We start from the raw sequence: 15,853 nt of genomic DNA, 5'->3' as shown, positions 1-15,853 counted from the left end.
CCGCGTCTTAGGAATGCCGCGTCGCGAGGGAGACGGCGAGCGCGGGAGCCAAGGGCAGCCGCGGGAACAGGGTCGCCTGCATCGCGTGGTACAGGTCTGGCTTGCCCTCCCAGACGACGTGAGACGGACGATTCGACGCGTCGAGCTCGTGCCACCAGGAGCCTTGTTGCTCATCGATCAAGTATTCGCGCGCATAGGCCCACCAAGCGGCGTAGTCGCGCTCGTAGCGTTCGTCCCCGGTGCGCCGGAATAGCACAGCCGCCGCACCAATCGCCTCGGCGTCCACCCAGTGCATGCGTTCGCGAACCACGGGAACGCCGTTCCAGTCGACGGTATAGACAAAGCCATCGGCTCCGTCGACGGCCCAACCGTCGCCCACCGCACGGGCGTAGAGCGATCCGGCCGCCTCCGACATCCACTCCGGCGCCGCGAGCCCTGCGAGCAGCAGCGATCGCTCGGTCTGCAGAGTGAGTCTTGACCACTCGAGTCCGTGACCTATCGTCGCGCCAAACGGCCGAAACGGGTGCGCCCGAGCGTCGGCGTTGTAGTCAAGGAGCGGCTCCCAAGTCGCCGTGAAGTGCTCAGGCAGGCGCCAATCATTGCCGCGACCAAGAACATCGACCACTCGCGTCACGATGCGCATCGCCCTGACCAAGAGGGATCGATCCACGAGCACGTCCGCCGCCGCGAGGTAGGCCTCGAGCGTGTGCATGTTGGCGTTGACGCCCCGATAAGGCTCCTCGGCGCTCCAGTCCCGCGTGAAGCTCTCCCTGGCCATTCCCTCGGTCTCGTCCCAAAAGTGCTCCGAGTGCACCGTGATCGCTTCGCGCAACAGGGCCTCGGCGCGTGGGTGGCCGGCCGCGACCGCGGACGACGTCGCGAGAATCACGAACGCGTGGGCGTATGCCTCCTTGCGATCATTGACTGGGCCCACGTCGATCGAGGAGAACCAGCCGCCATGCTCGGCGTCCCGCAACGGGCCCTCGATGGCCGCGAGGCCGTGCTCAACCAGCGCGCCAGCGCCGTCAATCCCTGCGAGTTCCGCGAGCGCATACACGTGGGTCATGCGGCACGAGATCCACAATTCGACGGGGCGAGACTCGTCTCTGGTCCCGTCATCGAGCAGCCAGCCAAAGCCTCCCCTTGGATCAACGCTCGCGACCCCAAAATGCGCGAGCCTGCGGAATTCGTCGTCCAACCACTTTCGGTGCGCAGTCTCATCCATGAGGACCATGGGTCCAGCATAGGGTTGCGGGATTGCGAGCGGACGAGGCCACCAATCCCCGCTACATTGCCAAGCGCCGCGGATCGATCAGCGGACCCAAAACCTCGAGCACGCCATCCTCGTCGACGGGCCCCACACGCCTACCCGCCGCGGCAATCACCTTGTCGGGAGCATTCGCCATCGCGTAGGAGTCGCCGGCCCATCGCAGCATCTCGATGTCGTTATTGCCATCGCCCACCGCGACCGTGTGTGCGGGCTCAACACCGAGTTCCTCGCGCACGAACTCAAGAGCCGAGGCCTTCGATACCCCCGGCGGGGTGAGGTCGAGCCACGCGGAATAGCCCACCGCGTACGTCACGTCGTTGAGGCCGATGCGGCTCACGATATCGTCGAAATGCGCGACGTCCGCTCCCGGGGCCCTGATGACGACGCGGGTGACATCCTCACTGCACAGCGACTCGAAGTCCACCACCATCTGACTCCCCACCAGTTCGCCCATCGGGAAGTGTTTGGTGACGCGAAATCCCACTCCCAGGTCCTCCACGGCGAAAAACGCATCGGGCATCTCATCCCTGATGAGTTCGAGCGCCGCACGAGGATTGAAGGTCACCGTGCGCACGATCTCGTAGCCGCCAGGCATCGCTGGATTCAGGCGAATGGTGACGGCACCGTTCGAGGTGACGGCCCACCCGCGCTTCAGGCCGAGCGTCTTGGCCACCGGCATGGTCGCCATGATGTTGCGACCCGTGGCAAGGACGACATGGTTGCGCGACAGGCGCACTCGCTCGATGGCTTCGATCACGGCGTCGCTGATATCGCCGCCCCAATGCATGAGCGTCCCGTCGATGTCGAGGCCAACGAGCCGCCAGTAGTCAGGGTTCAGGGGCGGGTCGAGATCCTCTGGTGCAACGGCCATGGATCGACCCTACGGTGCCGGAACCCGACGACACGGCACGGCGCGGTGACGGTCGGGTTAACGCTGCTCGCCCTTGACCTATGAGGCGGGCGTGAGGGACTCCGCGCCACCGAAGAAGGGCCGCAGGATCGGCGGCAGGTAGACACTTCCGTCGGCCTGCTGATGGTTCTCGAGCAGAGCGACGATCCAGCGAGTGGTGCCGATCGTGCCGTTGACGGTCGCGACGGGCTGGGTACCCGATTCTCCTCGCTCACGAATTGCAAGGCGTCGTGCCTGGAAGGTGGTGCAATTCGAGGTCGACGTGACCTCCATCCATCGCTCCTGGCTAGGCAGCCACGCCTCGCAGTCGAACTTGCGGGCGGCGCTCGAACCGAGGTCGCCTGCGGCCGTGTCGATCACGCGGTAGGGAAGCTCCAGCGCGGCGAGCATCGACTCTTGTATCGCGAGGAACCTCTCGTGCTCTGCCGTCGCATCGTCCGGCCTCGTGTACGCGAACATCTCGACCTTGTGGAATTGGTGCACCCGAATGATTCCGCGCGTATCGCGTCCGGCGGAGCCAGCCTCACGGCGGAAGCAGGCACTCCAGCCCGCGTAACGCAGCGGGCCACCATTGAGGTCCAGGATCTCGTCGGAGTGGTAGCCGGCCAGGGCCACCTCGGACGTGCCCACCAAGTACAGCTCATCCTTCTCGAGGTAGTAGACCTCGTCGGAGTGGCTGCCAAGGAAACCCGTGCCGCGCATCGTCTCTGGGCGCACGAGCGTCGGCGTGATCATGGGCGTGAACCCGTGCGCGGTCGCCACGCCCATGGCCGCGTTGAGGATTGCGAGCTCGAGCTGCGCGCCCACGCCCGTCAGAAAGTAGAAGCGGGAGCCGGACACCTTGGCGCCGCGCTCCATGTCGATCGCCTTGAGGCCCTCGCCGAGCGCCAGGTGGTCCCTGACCTCTATGCCCTCAGCAGCGAAATCGCGAGGAGTGCCCTCGTGGCGCAGCACCACGAAGTCGTCCGGTCCCCCCGCAGGAACACCCGGCTCCGCGATGTTGCCGATCGTCATGATCAGCTCGTGAGCCTTGGCCTCGGCCTCATCCGCGTCGACCTCCAGGGCCTTGACCGTCTCGGACAGTTCCTTGGTGCGCTTAAGCAGTGCGACCTTGGCATCACCCGAGGCCCGAGCGACCTCACGCCCGAGAGACTTCTGCTCGGCCCGCGCCTGCTCGAACTCCGTGAGCGCGGTCCTGCGCTCGAGATCTGCGGCCAGAACCGCGTCGACGACGGCGGGGTCGTCGCCGCGGGAGATCTGGGAGTCCCTGACGCGATCGGGGTTTGAGCGAAGCAGAGCGAGGTCAATCATGATGGCGAGTCTAACGGCGGGGACGTAGGCTCGGCCCATGGATCATGTCGTACTTACGGACGTGATCGCGGCCGCCGCCCTCATCGTCGCTGCGCTCGGCCTGTCGCTCGCGGTCACCATCACACGCCGCGTCGGCTCCCGCGATCCGATTGCGGTGCCCCGGCTGTGGCGGCGCCTGCTGAGGATCGACGTGCCTCCCATGTCGGTCGATGGTGACTTCGGCCTGATCGAGAAGGGCACCGACAGGATCGCCTTCATCGCGAACCCCACCAAGGCGGGAATCTCCGAACTCCGCGAGCAGGCGATCCGCGCCTGCTCGACCCGCTACCTCACCCAGCCCATGTGGCTGTCCACCACCGTCGACGATGCGGGGTCCGGAGCCGCGCAACACGCCATCGACTCGGGCGCCGACGTCGTCGTTGCAATCGGCGGCGACGGCACCGTGCGCGCGGTAGCAGAGGCGCTCGCGGGCACCGGCGTGCCGCTCGGCATCATCCCCGTAGGCACTGGGAACATCTTCGCGCGCAATATGGACCTGCCTTTGGGTGACATTCCCGCGCTGCTCAGGATCGCGCTCGACGGGAGGGACGCGCCAACGGATGTGGGACGACTCGTCCTGAACCGGGGGCCAAAGGGTCCCGACGAGGAACACATGTTCCTCGTCATGGCGGGTGTCGGCTTCGACGCCGAGATGGTCGCCGGAGCCGATGAGCGCCTCAAGCGTCGGCTCGGCTGGCTCGCCTATTTCTTCGCCGCGATCAAGCACCTGGGCTCGCGGCGCATCCATGCCGTGGTATCTGTCGACGACTCGCCCGAGGTCGCCGGGCAGATGCGCACCGTGCTCTTTGCCAACGTCGGCCGGCTTCCCGGCGGGCTCATTCTCGCCCCGGACGCCACCGCGGATGACGGCCTGCTCGATGCGGTGACCCTCGATGCCCGCGCCGGAATCGTGGGCTGGACGGGCCTGTTCGGCAACGTGATTGCCCAAGGCGCCGGCTTGAGGCAACCCGCCGTGCTCAAGGCCTACGCCGCCTCGCGGATCGATCACGCTCGCGGCGCCGCCATGACCGTGACGCTGGATCACTTATACAAGGTCCAAGCGGACGGGGAAAACCTGGGGCTCGCGCGCAAGATCACGGCCACCGTCGACACGGGGACCCTCATCGTGAGGCGACCGCGGGTCTAGCCGGTTCGCTTCGGCGCGTCAGGACCCGCTGGCCGACCGAATGCGCTCGACCCACGCGTGCGCCGCGTCGTAGTCAACGTCGGAGGTTCCCCTGGCGACGGGCGTAGGCACTCCGTGTGCCGCAGGGTATGAACCAAGGAACGTGACCACGGGACACGTGCGCTTGAGGCCGACAAGGACCTCCGCCATGCGCGCCTCACCGACGTGCGCGAGCGCGTCGATCGAGAATGCGTATTCGCCGGGCTTGTCGCCGATGGGCCGGGACTCGATGCGCGACAGGTTCACGCCGCGCACGGCGAACTGCTCAAGCATCTCGAGCAACGCCCCCGCACGGTCATGGGGCAGGTGCACCACGAGCGTCGTCTTGTCCGCGCCCGTCACGGGCGGCAAGGCGCCAGGGCGACCCACGCGCACGAAGCGGGTGGCCGCCTTGGAATTGTCAGCTACCCCATCGGTCACCAGGTGGAGCCCGAGGCGCTTTGCCGTTCCGGGAGGGGCGAGCGCCGCGTCAAAGTCGGCCGTTCCGTCGGCGAGTGCCACCGCGGCGGCGCTGTTCGACGTGGCCGCCACTTGGATGACGTCGGGAAGGTTCGTGGAGATCCACCTGCGGCACTGGGCAAGTCCATGTGCGTGTGCCGCGACCCTGCCGATCGACGCCATCGTCCTCGCGTCGCGGGCAACAAGCTCAAACGCGACGGGAATCACGTACTCCTCGAGGATGACCAGCGGGGCGCCCTCGGCCAACGTGTCGAGCGTGGCGGTGACGCCTCCCTCGACAGTGTTCTCGATGGCAACGACGGCAAAGTCGGCCTCTCCCGAGCGCACCGCAGACAGCGCGGCTGGCACGTCAACGGTGGGGAGGGTCTCGATCTCGACACCGGCCGTCATTGCGCGCAGGGCCGCGTCGGTGAAGGTGCCCTCCGGACCGAGGAAGGCGTACACGGGAAGACTCATTCCTCGCCCTTCTTGCCCCTGCGGACCTTCACCGTTCCGGACCTGCTGGCGACGTGGAACGCGTCCTCCACCACATGTTGAGTGCTGCGGAGTGACAGGCGAATGCGGCGGGCGCTGATGGCCATCATGACGTCACGGTACTGGCTTGCACGCGTCAGCGCCTTGCCCGCGCGCCGTGACGGTCGCTGCTTCAGGTCGCAAGGTACCTCGGTCACCATCAGACCTGCCTCGATGACATCGAGAGTGACCGCAGTCTCAAGTCCGGCTCCCCGCGCCAACGGAAATGCCGCCTCGAGAGCCTCCCGTGTGAGGCATCTGACCTTGCTCAGGGGTTGCATGGGGCTCCAGCCCGACAAGGACGCGATCGCCTTGCGTGCCGCACCTGCGCTCGCCCCCGTTGATCGGGAAGGGCCTCCCACCAGGGCGATGGCTAGGTCCGCGACCTGCTCGACCACTGCGGCAACGATCGGCGCCGCACCCGAGGCGCTTGCGCCGAGGCCTGCCTCGAGGAGCAAGACGGCGCGAGGCGTTGCGCCCTCTTCGTCTCTCATGGCGATGACTGCGGCACCGGTTTCGATCGACGTAGCCCGGCCACGCCGATGCGACTGCCGCACCACAACCGCCCCTGCCTTGCGGGCAAGGTCCTGCGTGTTGTCGAGTGATCCGTCGTCGACGACGAGAACGAGATCTACCCCAGGAATCGCGCGCGAAGCCCTCACGGTCGCTGCAATGCGCCGAGCCTGGTTGTGGGCAACGATCAGTACCGCCGCGGAGGGCGAGGCGGCCGCCGCGGCAGCCGCTTTCGCGACCGACTTTGGTGCCCGCACGGCGGAACGTCGCGCCGAGCCCGTCGTCTTTGGGGCCGCGCTCACTGATGTCTCCCGGCCATGCTCCGCCACGGTCCTAGCCTAGCGTCGCACTCTCCAATCCAATAACCCCTCTTTACTCTTTCGTGGGTCAACCGTGACCGGCGGGAAGACTGCGGCGGTCCCGATGAGGTGTCACACTTGCCGTATGGACGAGCGCGCCGGAACTGTAGCCCTGCCCGAGGACCTCATCGATGTCGACGCCCTGGTCGGCGCCTACTACGACCTGGTCCCGGATCCCAAGATCGCGGATCAACGCGTGGTGTTCGGCACCTCCGGGCATCGAGGCTCTGCCCTCGACACGGCGTTCAACGAGGCGCACATCGTCGCGACCACGGCCGCGATCGTCGAATACAGACGCAACCAGGGAATCGACGGCCCTCTCTTCATGGGCAAGGACACTCACGCGTTGTCCGAACCCGCGCAGCGCACCGCGCTTGAGGTTCTCGCCGCGGCCGATGTTGAGGTGCGCATCGACGCGCGCGACGGCTATACGCCCACGCCCGCGGTGTCGCTGGCGATCCTTGTGGCGAACGGCGCCGTCGACAAGAACGGCCTGCGCACCACAGGCCGCGGCCTGGCAGACGGCATCGTCATCACGCCGTCTCACAACCCTCCCCGCGATGGCGGCTTCAAGTACAACCCGCCCCACGGCGGGCCGGCGGACACCGACGCGACCAGCTGGATCGCCGCACGCGCCAACGAGTTGCTCGCGAGCGGCTGGAGGGACGTGCGCCGCTTCCAGTACGCGAGGGCGGTTGCCGCCGACACCACGCAGGGCTTCGACTTCATGGACCTGTACCTCCAGCACCTGCCCTCGGTCATCGACCTGGACGCGATCCGCAAGGCAGACGTGCGCATCGGCGCCGATCCGCTGGGCGGCGCGGCCGTGGACTACTGGGGTGCCATTGGCGAGGAGTTCAAGCTCAACCTCACCGTGGTCAACCCCAAGGTGGACCCCGCATGGTCCTTCATGACTCTCGACTGGGATGGCAAGATCCGCATGGACTGCTCGTCGCCGTACGCGATGGCCAGCCTGCGCCACCTCATGGAGGGCCCCAACGCGCCGTACGACATCGCCACGGGAAACGATGCGGACAGCGACCGCCACGGCATCGTCACTCCCGACGGCGGGTTGATGAACCCCAACCACTACCTCGCGGCCGCGATCGCGTACCTGTACGGCGGCGCGCGTCCCCAGTGGGCGCCCGATGCCAAGATCGGCAAGACCCTCGTGTCGAGCTCGCTCATTGACCGCGTCGGCAAGAAGCTGGGCCGCACCGTTGTCGAGGTGCCCGTTGGCTTCAAGTGGTTTGTCCCCGGCCTGCTGAGCGGGGAGGTCGCATTCGGCGGCGAGGAGTCGGCGGGTGCGTCGTTCTTGCGCCGCGACGGCCGCGTCTGGACCACGGACAAGGACGGGCTGATCATGTGCCTGCTTGCGTCCGAGATCACCGCGACCACGGGGGCCTCACCTTCGGCCCTGCACCGCTCTCTCACGAACGAGCTGGGCGAGAGCTGGTACGCCCGCGTCGACGCTGCGGCCACCAAGGATCAGAAGGCCGCGCTGGGCAAGCTCAGCGCCGACCGCGTGCCCGCCACCAAACTCGCCGGCCAAACCATCCGCGAGAAGCTCACGGCCGCACCCGGAAACGGCGCGGCAATCGGCGGCCTCAAGGTCACCACGGACGATGCCTGGTTCGCCGCCCGCCCATCGGGCACTGAGGACGTCTACAAGATCTACGCCGAGTCCTTCATCTCCGAGTCCCACCTCGGCGAGGTCCAGGCCGCGGCCCGCGACGTCGTGTCGGAGGCGCTCGAGGGCTAGCACGCGCGTTTGGGGAGGGCAACCGTGTCGCTCGTGTCCGACCGCAGCTGGCGTGACACCCTCACAGGTATGAACCGGCGGAAGCTAGCCATCGTTGCCGCCGGCGTGGTGGTAGCACTCACCGGCTGCCTGCGCTTCGACGCCAACCTCACTCTCTCCCCCGACGACAGCGTGACGGGTCGGTTCATCGTCGCCGTCAAGGCCGGGACGGGCACGAGCTACGGGACAACTGACCGCGCCATGGCGGAGAACATCTGGGCCGACTATCCCGCCGCCAAGGCGCTCGGCCACGCCAAGGTCTCCGATTACCGCGGCGACGGCTATGTCGGGATCTCCGTGCGGTTCTCCAAAGAGCCGCTCACCACCTTCGCGCCGACGGCGACCGCGTGGGGGATCACGCGCGTAGGGGACGAATTCGTGGTGTCCGGCCCCTCGAACGCGACGACGACTCAAGAAACTGGCAGTAGCGGCACCGGGACGTTCGCCGGCGACCTCTCGCAACTGTCCGATGCGGAACTCATGGTCGCAATCACCTTTCCGGGGCCCGTCACGTCGGCGAACGGCGCGGTCCAAGGCAAGACCGTCACATGGAACCTCAGCGACGGACCCGCGACACTCGAGGCCCGAGGCTCCGCCGTGGCCACGGAGGACCCCGCCGTCCGCATCGCTTACGTCGGTTTTGCCGTCATCGCGCTGGGTGCAATTGCTTACGCGCTCGCGGGCAAGCTCGCTCGCCGATACTCCTAGCAGTCGCCGCCCGCGTGTGGCAGTGTGAGAACCATGAAACGCCTTGCCCGCGCTGTCGTTCTTGCCCTCGTCACCGTCGTCGCCTTGACCGGCTGTATTCGGTACAACGTCGACATGACTCTCGCGCAGGACAACACGGCATCCGGAACCATCGTGATCGCCGTGCAGAAGGGCGTCGGCCAGCAAATGGGCGTCGGGAGCGACCAAGAAGCCCTCGTACAACTCTTTGGCGAGTCACCCTTCGGGCCGAACTTCACCCCAAAGGACTACGCGGACGGCGACTGGGTGGGCAAGAGCTACGCCTTTAGCGCGGTCCCCATCACCGACCTTGCCGACCTCGCATCGTTGTTCACCGTGACCCGCGACGGAGACGTCTTCTCGGTCGATGGACCCGGCGCGCCCGTCACCGCGGACGAGAAGAAGCAGCTTCCTCCCGGCGCGGAATCGAACCTATCGATCACCTTCCCCGGTGAGGTCATCGAGAGCAACGGAACCGTCAAGGGCACGACCGTCTCTTGGAACCTGTTTGCCATGACCGGCCCGGTCCATGCCACGGCCAAGGCCACCGTCCCTGGCTCCGGCTCCTGGCTCCCCACGTGGGTCCTGATCGCCGGCGGCGCGGCGCTCGTCGCCCTGATTGGCGCCGCCGTCACGGTGCTCCTGGTGCGTCGTCGGCGCAATCCCGTGACGCCGGTAGGTCCCGAGCCGATCGACTGGGAAATCCCCGCTGCTGCCCTGCCGACCAAGGCGCCCACAGAGTCGGCCGTTGACCAGCCCGCCCCTGCGCCGTCGGCCGTTGAGCAGCCCGCCCCTGCGCCGTCGGCCGTTGACCAGCCCGCCCCTGCGCCGTCGGCAGCGGCCCCCAAGAAGAGTTCGCGCCCAGCGCGGAAGCCCCGCGTGGCGCCCGAGCCGGATCCCGATGCAGAAGGCGACGGCAAGGAGTGAGCCTCCGCGTCGTGCGCCTCGCGTTGACCGCCATCGCGGTCCTTGCGCTGGCTGGCTGCGCGCGGTTCACCGCCGTGGACAGCTTCAGCACTGACAACACGGTCACTCAAGACCTGACCGTGGCGCTCACCCCCGACGCTGCCAAGCAGGTAGGGGTAGACCTCAGTACCCTCACGGCGGCCGCCCTCAAGAGCGCGAGTGCGAAGGCGTTCCCCGGCATCGATCCCGCCAAGATCACGATCAATGACTACACCGAGGGCGACCGCAAGGGCGTACACATCGTGGCGCGCGACCTGACCTTCGCCGAATTCAATACCGCGGCGACCGCAGGCTCGACCGCCGTCGCGAACGGCCTCGGAACGCCGATGACCGTGGCACGCGAGGGCGACACCTACATCGTGACCTTCCCCGCCGATCCAAAGAGGGATATCTCTCAGGTGCCTGGAGGTAGCTCGATTGGCCTGATCTCGAGTTCAATCGACTTCTCGATCACGCTGGACTTTCCCGGTCCGGTGAAGTCCGCGACCGCGGGACAGGTGAACGGCAAGAAGGTGGTTCTCGGCCTCGAGGACCTCTTGACTCCCGACGCAATCGTCATCAAGGCCCAGGCAACACCGGGCATCGCGTGGGAACCCATCCTGCGGTGGCTTGGCATCGGCGGCGGTGCGGTCGTCATCGTCGGCGGCGCAGCGCTACTGATATGGCAAGACAAGCGAAAGCAGCGGCTCAACAACCTGCCCTCGATCGCGCAGGCGGCGCAGGCGCCCGACGAGCCCGCCAACTAGGGCACAGCCCACTCCACGCCAGCAACGCGCCGCCCACCGTCCTAACCCCCCTCGCCGCCCCCGAACGGGTAGGAGGGCGGATTTCCGTTGCCGCCGCCGTAGCCGATGCAGCCCACGATCCCGCTCGTCGCGCTCGCGAACGTCACGGCATGGGCGTTCACGGTGTCGATGATGGCGCACGCCTCATTTGCCCTCACCAGGGTCACTCCCTCGGCGACTCTGGCGGCGTAGAACTGCGAAAGACCACCGTACGGTATGCCTGAACCAACCTTCAGGACGGCCACCGGTGACCCGCCAGAGTCAACCGAGACCTCATACACCTGCGGGTCCTTTACGGCGGAAACTACGGAGATTCCCTGTGCGGGAAAGGCGGCCGTCGTCACGTCGTAAAGGGCGGATGACATCTGGAGGGTCCGAAGACTCTCCTGCGAGAGTTCCACCAAAGGCTTCCCGTCCACGGCCGTCGCCCACTGAGTTTGCTGGCTTGCCCCCTCCCAACACGCGACGATGGGATCCCCCGCGTCGGACACGGCGGTCAGGTTGCAGTAGCGGTCCCCGGAGGGCCCATAGGAGGGCCGTACTAGGGTTTGCGATCCAGAAGCCACGTCGTAGACGACTAATACGGGCTCCCCAGGGGGCCCAGACCGTGCGCTCGCATAACCCGAGTCACCCGTGCTGTAGAGCTCCGCCGCGACCACGGATCCGTCGTGATTTGCGATCGCAGTCCACGGAGACACATCTGCGTCGGTCAGTGCTCGCTGCCAACCGCCCGCGGCCGTCCACCGCTCGTACCGTCGTTCGCTGTAGTTCTCATCCACCGCGGACCACAGTTCGCCGCCCGCGGCACTCGCCGCCAGGAAGGTTTCGGTGGCCGACTGACCTGTAGCCATGGTGAAGGCAATGTCATCCACCGCCCCCGTCTGGAGGTCAACAAGCGCGCCATGCGTGTCCGGCTGGGTGTACGACATCGAGGTGATTTGAATCCGCGCTTTTCGTTCGCCGGTGAGCCAGCTCACCACCTGAATGACGCTACCGGGCTTGTTCACATGCGCCAGGTCGAACAGCACGCCCTCCGGGCTCGCCAGATAGATGACCGATGGCCCCGCCGTGCGCGCAGTGGGGTCATAGTTTGAGACGGACACGAGCGTCCACGTGGGCCCCACGTGATCCCACACCCAATCCTTCATGATGAGGGCATTCGGATAGCCTGGGCCCGCGCTCGGAGCGGCTGGGGGGTACTCGTCGGCGGCGATGCCGTCGTCGAGGAGCGTGGGCACGGCTGGTTCGGCCGATGCTGAAGGAGAGGGCGACGTTCCCGTCGGAGAGGGGGACACGGTCGGAGCCGCTCCCGCAGTTCCACCACCCGTCAGAGCCAGAATGACGCCGATCACCGCACCAAGCACAATGATGCCCGCGGCGGTCGCGATCACCCACGTGCGCCTGAACCACGGCAGCGCTTGGACCGGCTTCCGGTAGAGGTGCGGCAGGGGCGCCTGTTCCGTCGCGGCGAACGCCGGGTACACCTCAGTCGGCTGGTCACGCGCGTCGGTCGGCTCATCCGCAACCTGGGCGTTCTCAGCGTCGTGGGTCACCGGAACCTCGTCCGATGCGCCCGGAATCAGCGACCGACGCCTCGGCGTCTCGCCCTCGTCGTTCGACATGCCTCCCCCATTTCCGATCTCAACTAAGAGAATCTCATCCCTGCTGCCCGATCAACGGTTCAACGACCCGAGCTACATCACGATTGCGCAACGGGCCAGCCGCAATACGCTCACCGCCTCGCCATCTGCGCCCATGCCCCCGTGGCGCGCGGTCGCGCGGGTGAGATCATGTCCCCCGTGCCTTCCACCAGCTACCGCGCCCTCCTCGCCCGACCTGGCGCGCGCCAGTTCGCGCTTGCTGGGCTCCTCGCACGGTTGCCTATCTCCACCGTCGGCATCTCAACCACGTTGATGGTTCAGATCCAGTATGGCAAGTGGGAGATCGCGGGGCGCGTGGCCGCGGTCGGCGTCGCCGTGTGGGCGCTGCAGACCCTGCCGACCGCAAGGCTCATCGACCGCAAGGGCCAGCGCGCCATGATCCCCTTGGCCGCGCTGTTCGTCGCGGGAATCGTGCTCCTTGTCGTCACCGCCATGATGCGCGGACCCGAGTGGCTCTTGTGGATCGGAGCGGGGGTCTCGTCCGTCTCGGGCCCGCTCGGCTCGCTCACGCGTGCGCGCTGGTCGCACATCCTCGAGTCCGATGACCAGATTCACACCGCCTTCTCGCTCGAGGGAGCCCTGGACGAGGTGCTCTTTGTCGCGGGACCCGCCTTTGCGACGGCCATGGCATACGCCGTGCACCCCGCCTCCGGCCTGGTGATCGCGGTGGTGGCGAACGTGATCGGCCTCACCTTGCTGCTGCGCGAGCGCACCACCGAGCCTCCCGTCCGCAAGGTGGGTGGCACCGGCCTCGGGTTCCGAGTGCCCGCCGGCGTGATCGCGACCGCGTTCATCGCGATCGGCCTCGGGTCGATGTTCGGCGCGCTCGACATCTCCACCGTCGCTTTTGCCAAGTCGCAGGGACACGGAGGCGCCGGAGGAATCGTGCTCGGCGTCATCTCGGGCGGGTCATTCGTCGGCGGGCTGCTCTACGGCGCTCGCAAGTGGCACGTGCCGCTCTGGAAGAGGCTGCTCGTGGGTGCGCTGCTGCTCGCGGCAGGATTCAGCATCCTGTCGACGATGCCTACGTTCCTGAGCTACGCCGCGGCCGGCTTCGTGGTGGGGATGGCGATCGCTCCTTCGATCACCGCGCAGGACTCGGTGGCGCAACGGCTCGTGCCGCAGGACCAACTGCTCGAGGGCATGTCGTGGCTGCGCATCGGCCTCGGCGCCGGCGTGGCACTCGGGGGCTGGCTCAGTGGGCGCCTCATCGACGAGAGCGGCTTCCGCGCAGGACTGCACGTCATGGCGTTCTCGGCCGTGGCGGTCGCGGTGTTCGCGCTTGTGGGCATCTGGTGGATTAGGCGCGACACCATGGCGGCCGTGGCCGCTGGCAGGCCCGACGTGCCTCCGCCGCCTGGTGGGGCTCACGGCGAGCAGCCGCCGATGCTCCCTGTGCTCTAGGCGCCACGCCAGCCGCAGCGGCGGGGCCGGTCCTCGATGGCAGGTGGAGTGGCCGGGGCATAGGGGCGGTGTTTGTTGCCAGGAGGAGCACTCGTTGGAGGTGCACGCGTGTTTCCCGCGCCGCTACTGTTCTGGCTCGGGAGGGCCGCTACTGGTTTGCCGGGCGCTGCCTGTGCCGTGCGGGCGTGCGAATCCCATGGCGGGGGCGCGCGCGTTGAAGCGCGTGGCTAGGCGGCTAGCGCCGCATTTGATACGGCCTCGTTTTCGACAGAGTTGTCCAAGTGGCCGTTGGGCGGTGGGTAGCCGTCCCGGGCGGGGTGGTTCGAGGCGGCATTGTTCCGGGCGGGGTTGTCGGGGGGTGGGCAGAGTTCTTCCGTGACGCCTGGGTTGCTTGGGTTGCTCATGTCACTCAGGTCGCCGCCGCCGGTGAGGTTGCCGATGTCGCGGATGGTGATTGCGGCGAGTCCTCCTGGTTTGGCGTGTCGCGTGGGATCAATCTCGGGTGGTGGGATGAAGTCGACGCGATTCGCGTGGACGAGGATTTCCCAGCCGTGGCGGTGGATGTCGTGGTGGCATCTGGTGCAGAGCATCACCCCGTTCGAGAGGTCTGTGCGACCGCCTCTTTCCCACCAGTGGATGTGGTGGGCTTCGCAGTGTTCGGGTGGGGCATGACATTTGGCGCAACCGCCGTCGCGTTCGAGTAGTGCGAGTCTTTGTGCCGGTGTGAAGAGCCTGACTCTGCGGCCCAGGTCGAGTACCTCACCCTCGCCGCCCAACACTTCGGCAATGATGCCCGCATCCCCCGCGAGACGGCGCAGCTGACCTACTGAGACGGGTTGGTTGGTGCCGTCAATACTGCCCAAACCGGTCCCCGTGTCGCGGTCGCGCAGGCTCATCCGCACGATGATGGTGGTGCGGATCCCCGACCGGTCCGTTTCCTTGCAGCCCAACACGTGCCGGCAGACCTCAAACAAGGCATCGGCCCGCATCTGACCCACAGTTCTTTGATCACGTTCAGTGGGGTCTTGGTCACGCCTGGCACGGAACTGATGGGTGACGATTTGTTCGATCACGGTGCGGATGGGTGCTGCTGTGACGGCGTCGAGTTTGCCGGTGAACGTGACCATCCCGGTGTGGTCTTCCTTCCACGCCAGGAACCGCTCCTCATGCTGACGGCGTTCACGTTGTTCATGACCGGCAATATCAGCGTGTGCCACCGCGTGGGCGACCAGACTCCGCACCTCATGCACCGCCAAATGCACCGCCTTGCCAACCAGGCGACGCTCCAACTCTTGCAACCGTTCACTCGGCACCCGTTCCGTGAGCGTCTCTAAACCGCGCGTGATGAGCCCTGCCGCATCAACCGAAAGGCCACCCGCCGAAGCAGCCTCTGCTACGGCCGGGTAGCGCGGCGCAGGCGGGGATGCGGCGGTTGGGGACTGGGTGGAACCGTCGGATTGGCTGGAGTCGTCGGGCGGGGCACCATGCGCCACCACTGCGGGCATGAACGCCAAGCCCGCCTCGATGGCCCGCATTGCACCAGCAGTCGTCCCACCCGTCACCCGGGCAACCATCGCCCCCGCGGAACCAAAACCCTGCCTGCGCGCCAAACCACCACCGGGCAGCTCCGGGGCGGACCTACGCGCAAGATCGCCCGCAAACCGTGCCCCCCACGTCCCAACCAACCGTTCCAGCCGGCCCATCTCCTCGAGCGCCTCCAAGAAAGCAGCATCCGGAAGGTCCGACACGTCACGGCGCGCGAGCACACTCACCAGGGCACTCACCCTGGAAATTTCCGCCGCATCGATGGCCATAAGAACAGTCAACCAGCAGGGTCAGACATCCACCTACCAGGCACAACACCCTGTGGACAGCCCAACAAGACCAGTCCCGGGCACGACGGGCGATGGCCCGCCCCGAACGGTACAGATCAAGCCACCCCGCAACAGG

Annotated in this window: 13 protein-coding genes; 6 read left to right on the top strand and 7 right to left on the bottom strand. The window is 66.9% G+C overall.

Features of this window, described 5'->3' with window-relative positions:
- Positions 1-7: 7 nt before the first annotated feature.
- The 3 genes from BKA03_RS01010 to serS form a co-directional block, all read right to left on the bottom strand.
- Entirely contained in the window at positions 8-1,234 is a 1,227-nt protein-coding gene (locus tag BKA03_RS01010) for an AGE family epimerase/isomerase (RefSeq protein ID WP_062074921.1), read from the bottom strand.
- A gap of 52 nt (positions 1,235-1,286) precedes the next feature.
- Complete coding sequence (locus BKA03_RS01005) at positions 1,287-2,141, bottom strand: HAD family hydrolase (RefSeq protein ID WP_062074922.1); 855 nt, start codon at positions 2,139-2,141, stop codon at positions 1,287-1,289.
- Between the two features lie 78 nt (positions 2,142-2,219).
- A complete protein-coding gene (gene serS / locus BKA03_RS01000; protein ID WP_062074950.1) occupies positions 2,220-3,491 on the bottom strand; it encodes a serine--tRNA ligase in 1,272 nt (423 codons plus the stop codon).
- A 37-nt stretch (positions 3,492-3,528) separates the two neighbouring features.
- Between serS and BKA03_RS00995 the strand changes: the two genes are divergently transcribed.
- On the top strand, positions 3,529-4,677 hold the full coding sequence (locus BKA03_RS00995) for a diacylglycerol/lipid kinase family protein (protein WP_062074923.1): 1,149 nt from the start codon (positions 3,529-3,531) through the stop codon (positions 4,675-4,677).
- Between the two features lie 18 nt (positions 4,678-4,695).
- Here BKA03_RS00995 and pheA read toward each other — a convergent pair whose 3' ends face one another.
- Both pheA and BKA03_RS00985 read right to left on the bottom strand, forming a co-directional pair.
- Entirely contained in the window at positions 4,696-5,631 is a 936-nt protein-coding gene (pheA, locus tag BKA03_RS00990) for a prephenate dehydratase (protein WP_062074924.1), read from the bottom strand.
- A complete protein-coding gene (locus BKA03_RS00985) occupies positions 5,628-6,503 on the bottom strand; it encodes a glycosyltransferase (RefSeq protein ID WP_152649521.1) in 876 nt (291 codons plus the stop codon). Before BKA03_RS00985 ends, pheA begins: the two co-directional genes overlap by 4 nt.
- Positions 6,504-6,645: 142 nt before the next feature.
- Between BKA03_RS00985 and pgm the strand changes: the two genes are divergently transcribed.
- The 4 genes from pgm to BKA03_RS00965 all read left to right on the top strand — a co-directional run bounded on the left by pgm (position 6,646) and on the right by BKA03_RS00965 (position 10,799).
- The gene (pgm, locus tag BKA03_RS00980; RefSeq protein WP_062074925.1) at positions 6,646-8,322 is read left to right on the top strand and encodes a phosphoglucomutase (alpha-D-glucose-1,6-bisphosphate-dependent); all 1,677 of its coding nucleotides are present in this window, start codon (positions 6,646-6,648) and stop codon (positions 8,320-8,322) included.
- 69 nt (positions 8,323-8,391) lie between these two features.
- Complete coding sequence (locus BKA03_RS00975) at positions 8,392-9,069, top strand: LppM family (lipo)protein (protein WP_152649517.1); 678 nt, start codon at positions 8,392-8,394, stop codon at positions 9,067-9,069.
- A 33-nt stretch (positions 9,070-9,102) separates the two neighbouring features.
- On the top strand, positions 9,103-10,014 hold the full coding sequence (locus tag BKA03_RS00970; RefSeq protein ID WP_062074927.1) for an LppM family (lipo)protein: 912 nt from the start codon (positions 9,103-9,105) through the stop codon (positions 10,012-10,014).
- The gene (locus BKA03_RS00965) at positions 10,011-10,799 is read left to right on the top strand and encodes an LppM family (lipo)protein (protein WP_062074928.1); all 789 of its coding nucleotides are present in this window, start codon (positions 10,011-10,013) and stop codon (positions 10,797-10,799) included. Before BKA03_RS00970 ends, BKA03_RS00965 begins: the two co-directional genes overlap by 4 nt.
- A 41-nt stretch (positions 10,800-10,840) precedes the next feature.
- On the opposite strand, the gene BKA03_RS00960 is transcribed toward BKA03_RS00965, so the two are convergent.
- Positions 10,841-12,460 carry a hypothetical protein gene (locus BKA03_RS00960; protein ID WP_062074929.1) on the bottom strand — a complete coding sequence of 540 codons (1,620 nt, stop codon included), beginning with the start codon at positions 12,458-12,460 and terminating at the stop codon, positions 10,841-10,843.
- A gap of 177 nt (positions 12,461-12,637) precedes the next feature.
- Between BKA03_RS00960 and BKA03_RS00955 the strand changes: the two genes are divergently transcribed.
- The gene (locus BKA03_RS00955) at positions 12,638-13,903 is read left to right on the top strand and encodes an MFS transporter (protein ID WP_152649518.1); all 1,266 of its coding nucleotides are present in this window, start codon (positions 12,638-12,640) and stop codon (positions 13,901-13,903) included.
- Between the two features lie 227 nt (positions 13,904-14,130).
- Here BKA03_RS00955 and BKA03_RS00950 read toward each other — a convergent pair whose 3' ends face one another.
- Positions 14,131-15,717, bottom strand: coding sequence for an HNH endonuclease (locus tag BKA03_RS00950; RefSeq protein ID WP_179397643.1), 1,587 nt, complete (start codon positions 15,715-15,717; stop codon positions 14,131-14,133).
- Positions 15,718-15,853 lie beyond the last annotated feature (136 nt).

The organism is Demequina lutea (assembly GCF_013409005.1).
GTDB lineage: Bacteria > Actinomycetota > Actinomycetes > Actinomycetales > Demequinaceae > Demequina > Demequina lutea.
The sequence above is the reverse complement of the archived record's forward strand: the minus strand, read 5'-3'. Positions and strand labels throughout refer to the sequence as shown.

What these genes read in the sequence shown, in the direction of transcription:
- BKA03_RS01010 (WP_062074921.1), bottom strand. Translation starts at nt 1,234, where the DNA reads ATGGTCCTCATGGATGAGACTGCGCACCGAAAGTGGTTGGACGACGAA.
- BKA03_RS01005 (WP_062074922.1), bottom strand. Translation starts at nt 2,141, where the DNA reads ATGGCCGTTGCACCAGAGGATCTCGACCCGCCCCTGAACCCTGACTAC.
- serS (WP_062074950.1), bottom strand. Translation starts at nt 3,491, where the DNA reads ATGATTGACCTCGCTCTGCTTCGCTCAAACCCCGATCGCGTCAGGGAC.
- BKA03_RS00995 (WP_062074923.1), top strand. Translation starts at nt 3,529, where the DNA reads ATGGATCATGTCGTACTTACGGACGTGATCGCGGCCGCCGCCCTCATC.
- pheA (WP_062074924.1), bottom strand. Translation starts at nt 5,631, where the DNA reads ATGAGTCTTCCCGTGTACGCCTTCCTCGGTCCGGAGGGCACCTTCACC.
- pgm (WP_062074925.1), top strand. Translation starts at nt 6,646, where the DNA reads ATGGACGAGCGCGCCGGAACTGTAGCCCTGCCCGAGGACCTCATCGAT.
- BKA03_RS00975 (WP_152649517.1), top strand. Translation starts at nt 8,392, where the DNA reads ATGAACCGGCGGAAGCTAGCCATCGTTGCCGCCGGCGTGGTGGTAGCA.
- BKA03_RS00970 (WP_062074927.1), top strand. Translation starts at nt 9,103, where the DNA reads ATGAAACGCCTTGCCCGCGCTGTCGTTCTTGCCCTCGTCACCGTCGTC.
- BKA03_RS00960 (WP_062074929.1), bottom strand. Translation starts at nt 12,460, where the DNA reads ATGTCGAACGACGAGGGCGAGACGCCGAGGCGTCGGTCGCTGATTCCG.
- BKA03_RS00950 (WP_179397643.1), bottom strand. Translation starts at nt 15,717, where the DNA reads ATGGCCATCGATGCGGCGGAAATTTCCAGGGTGAGTGCCCTGGTGAGT.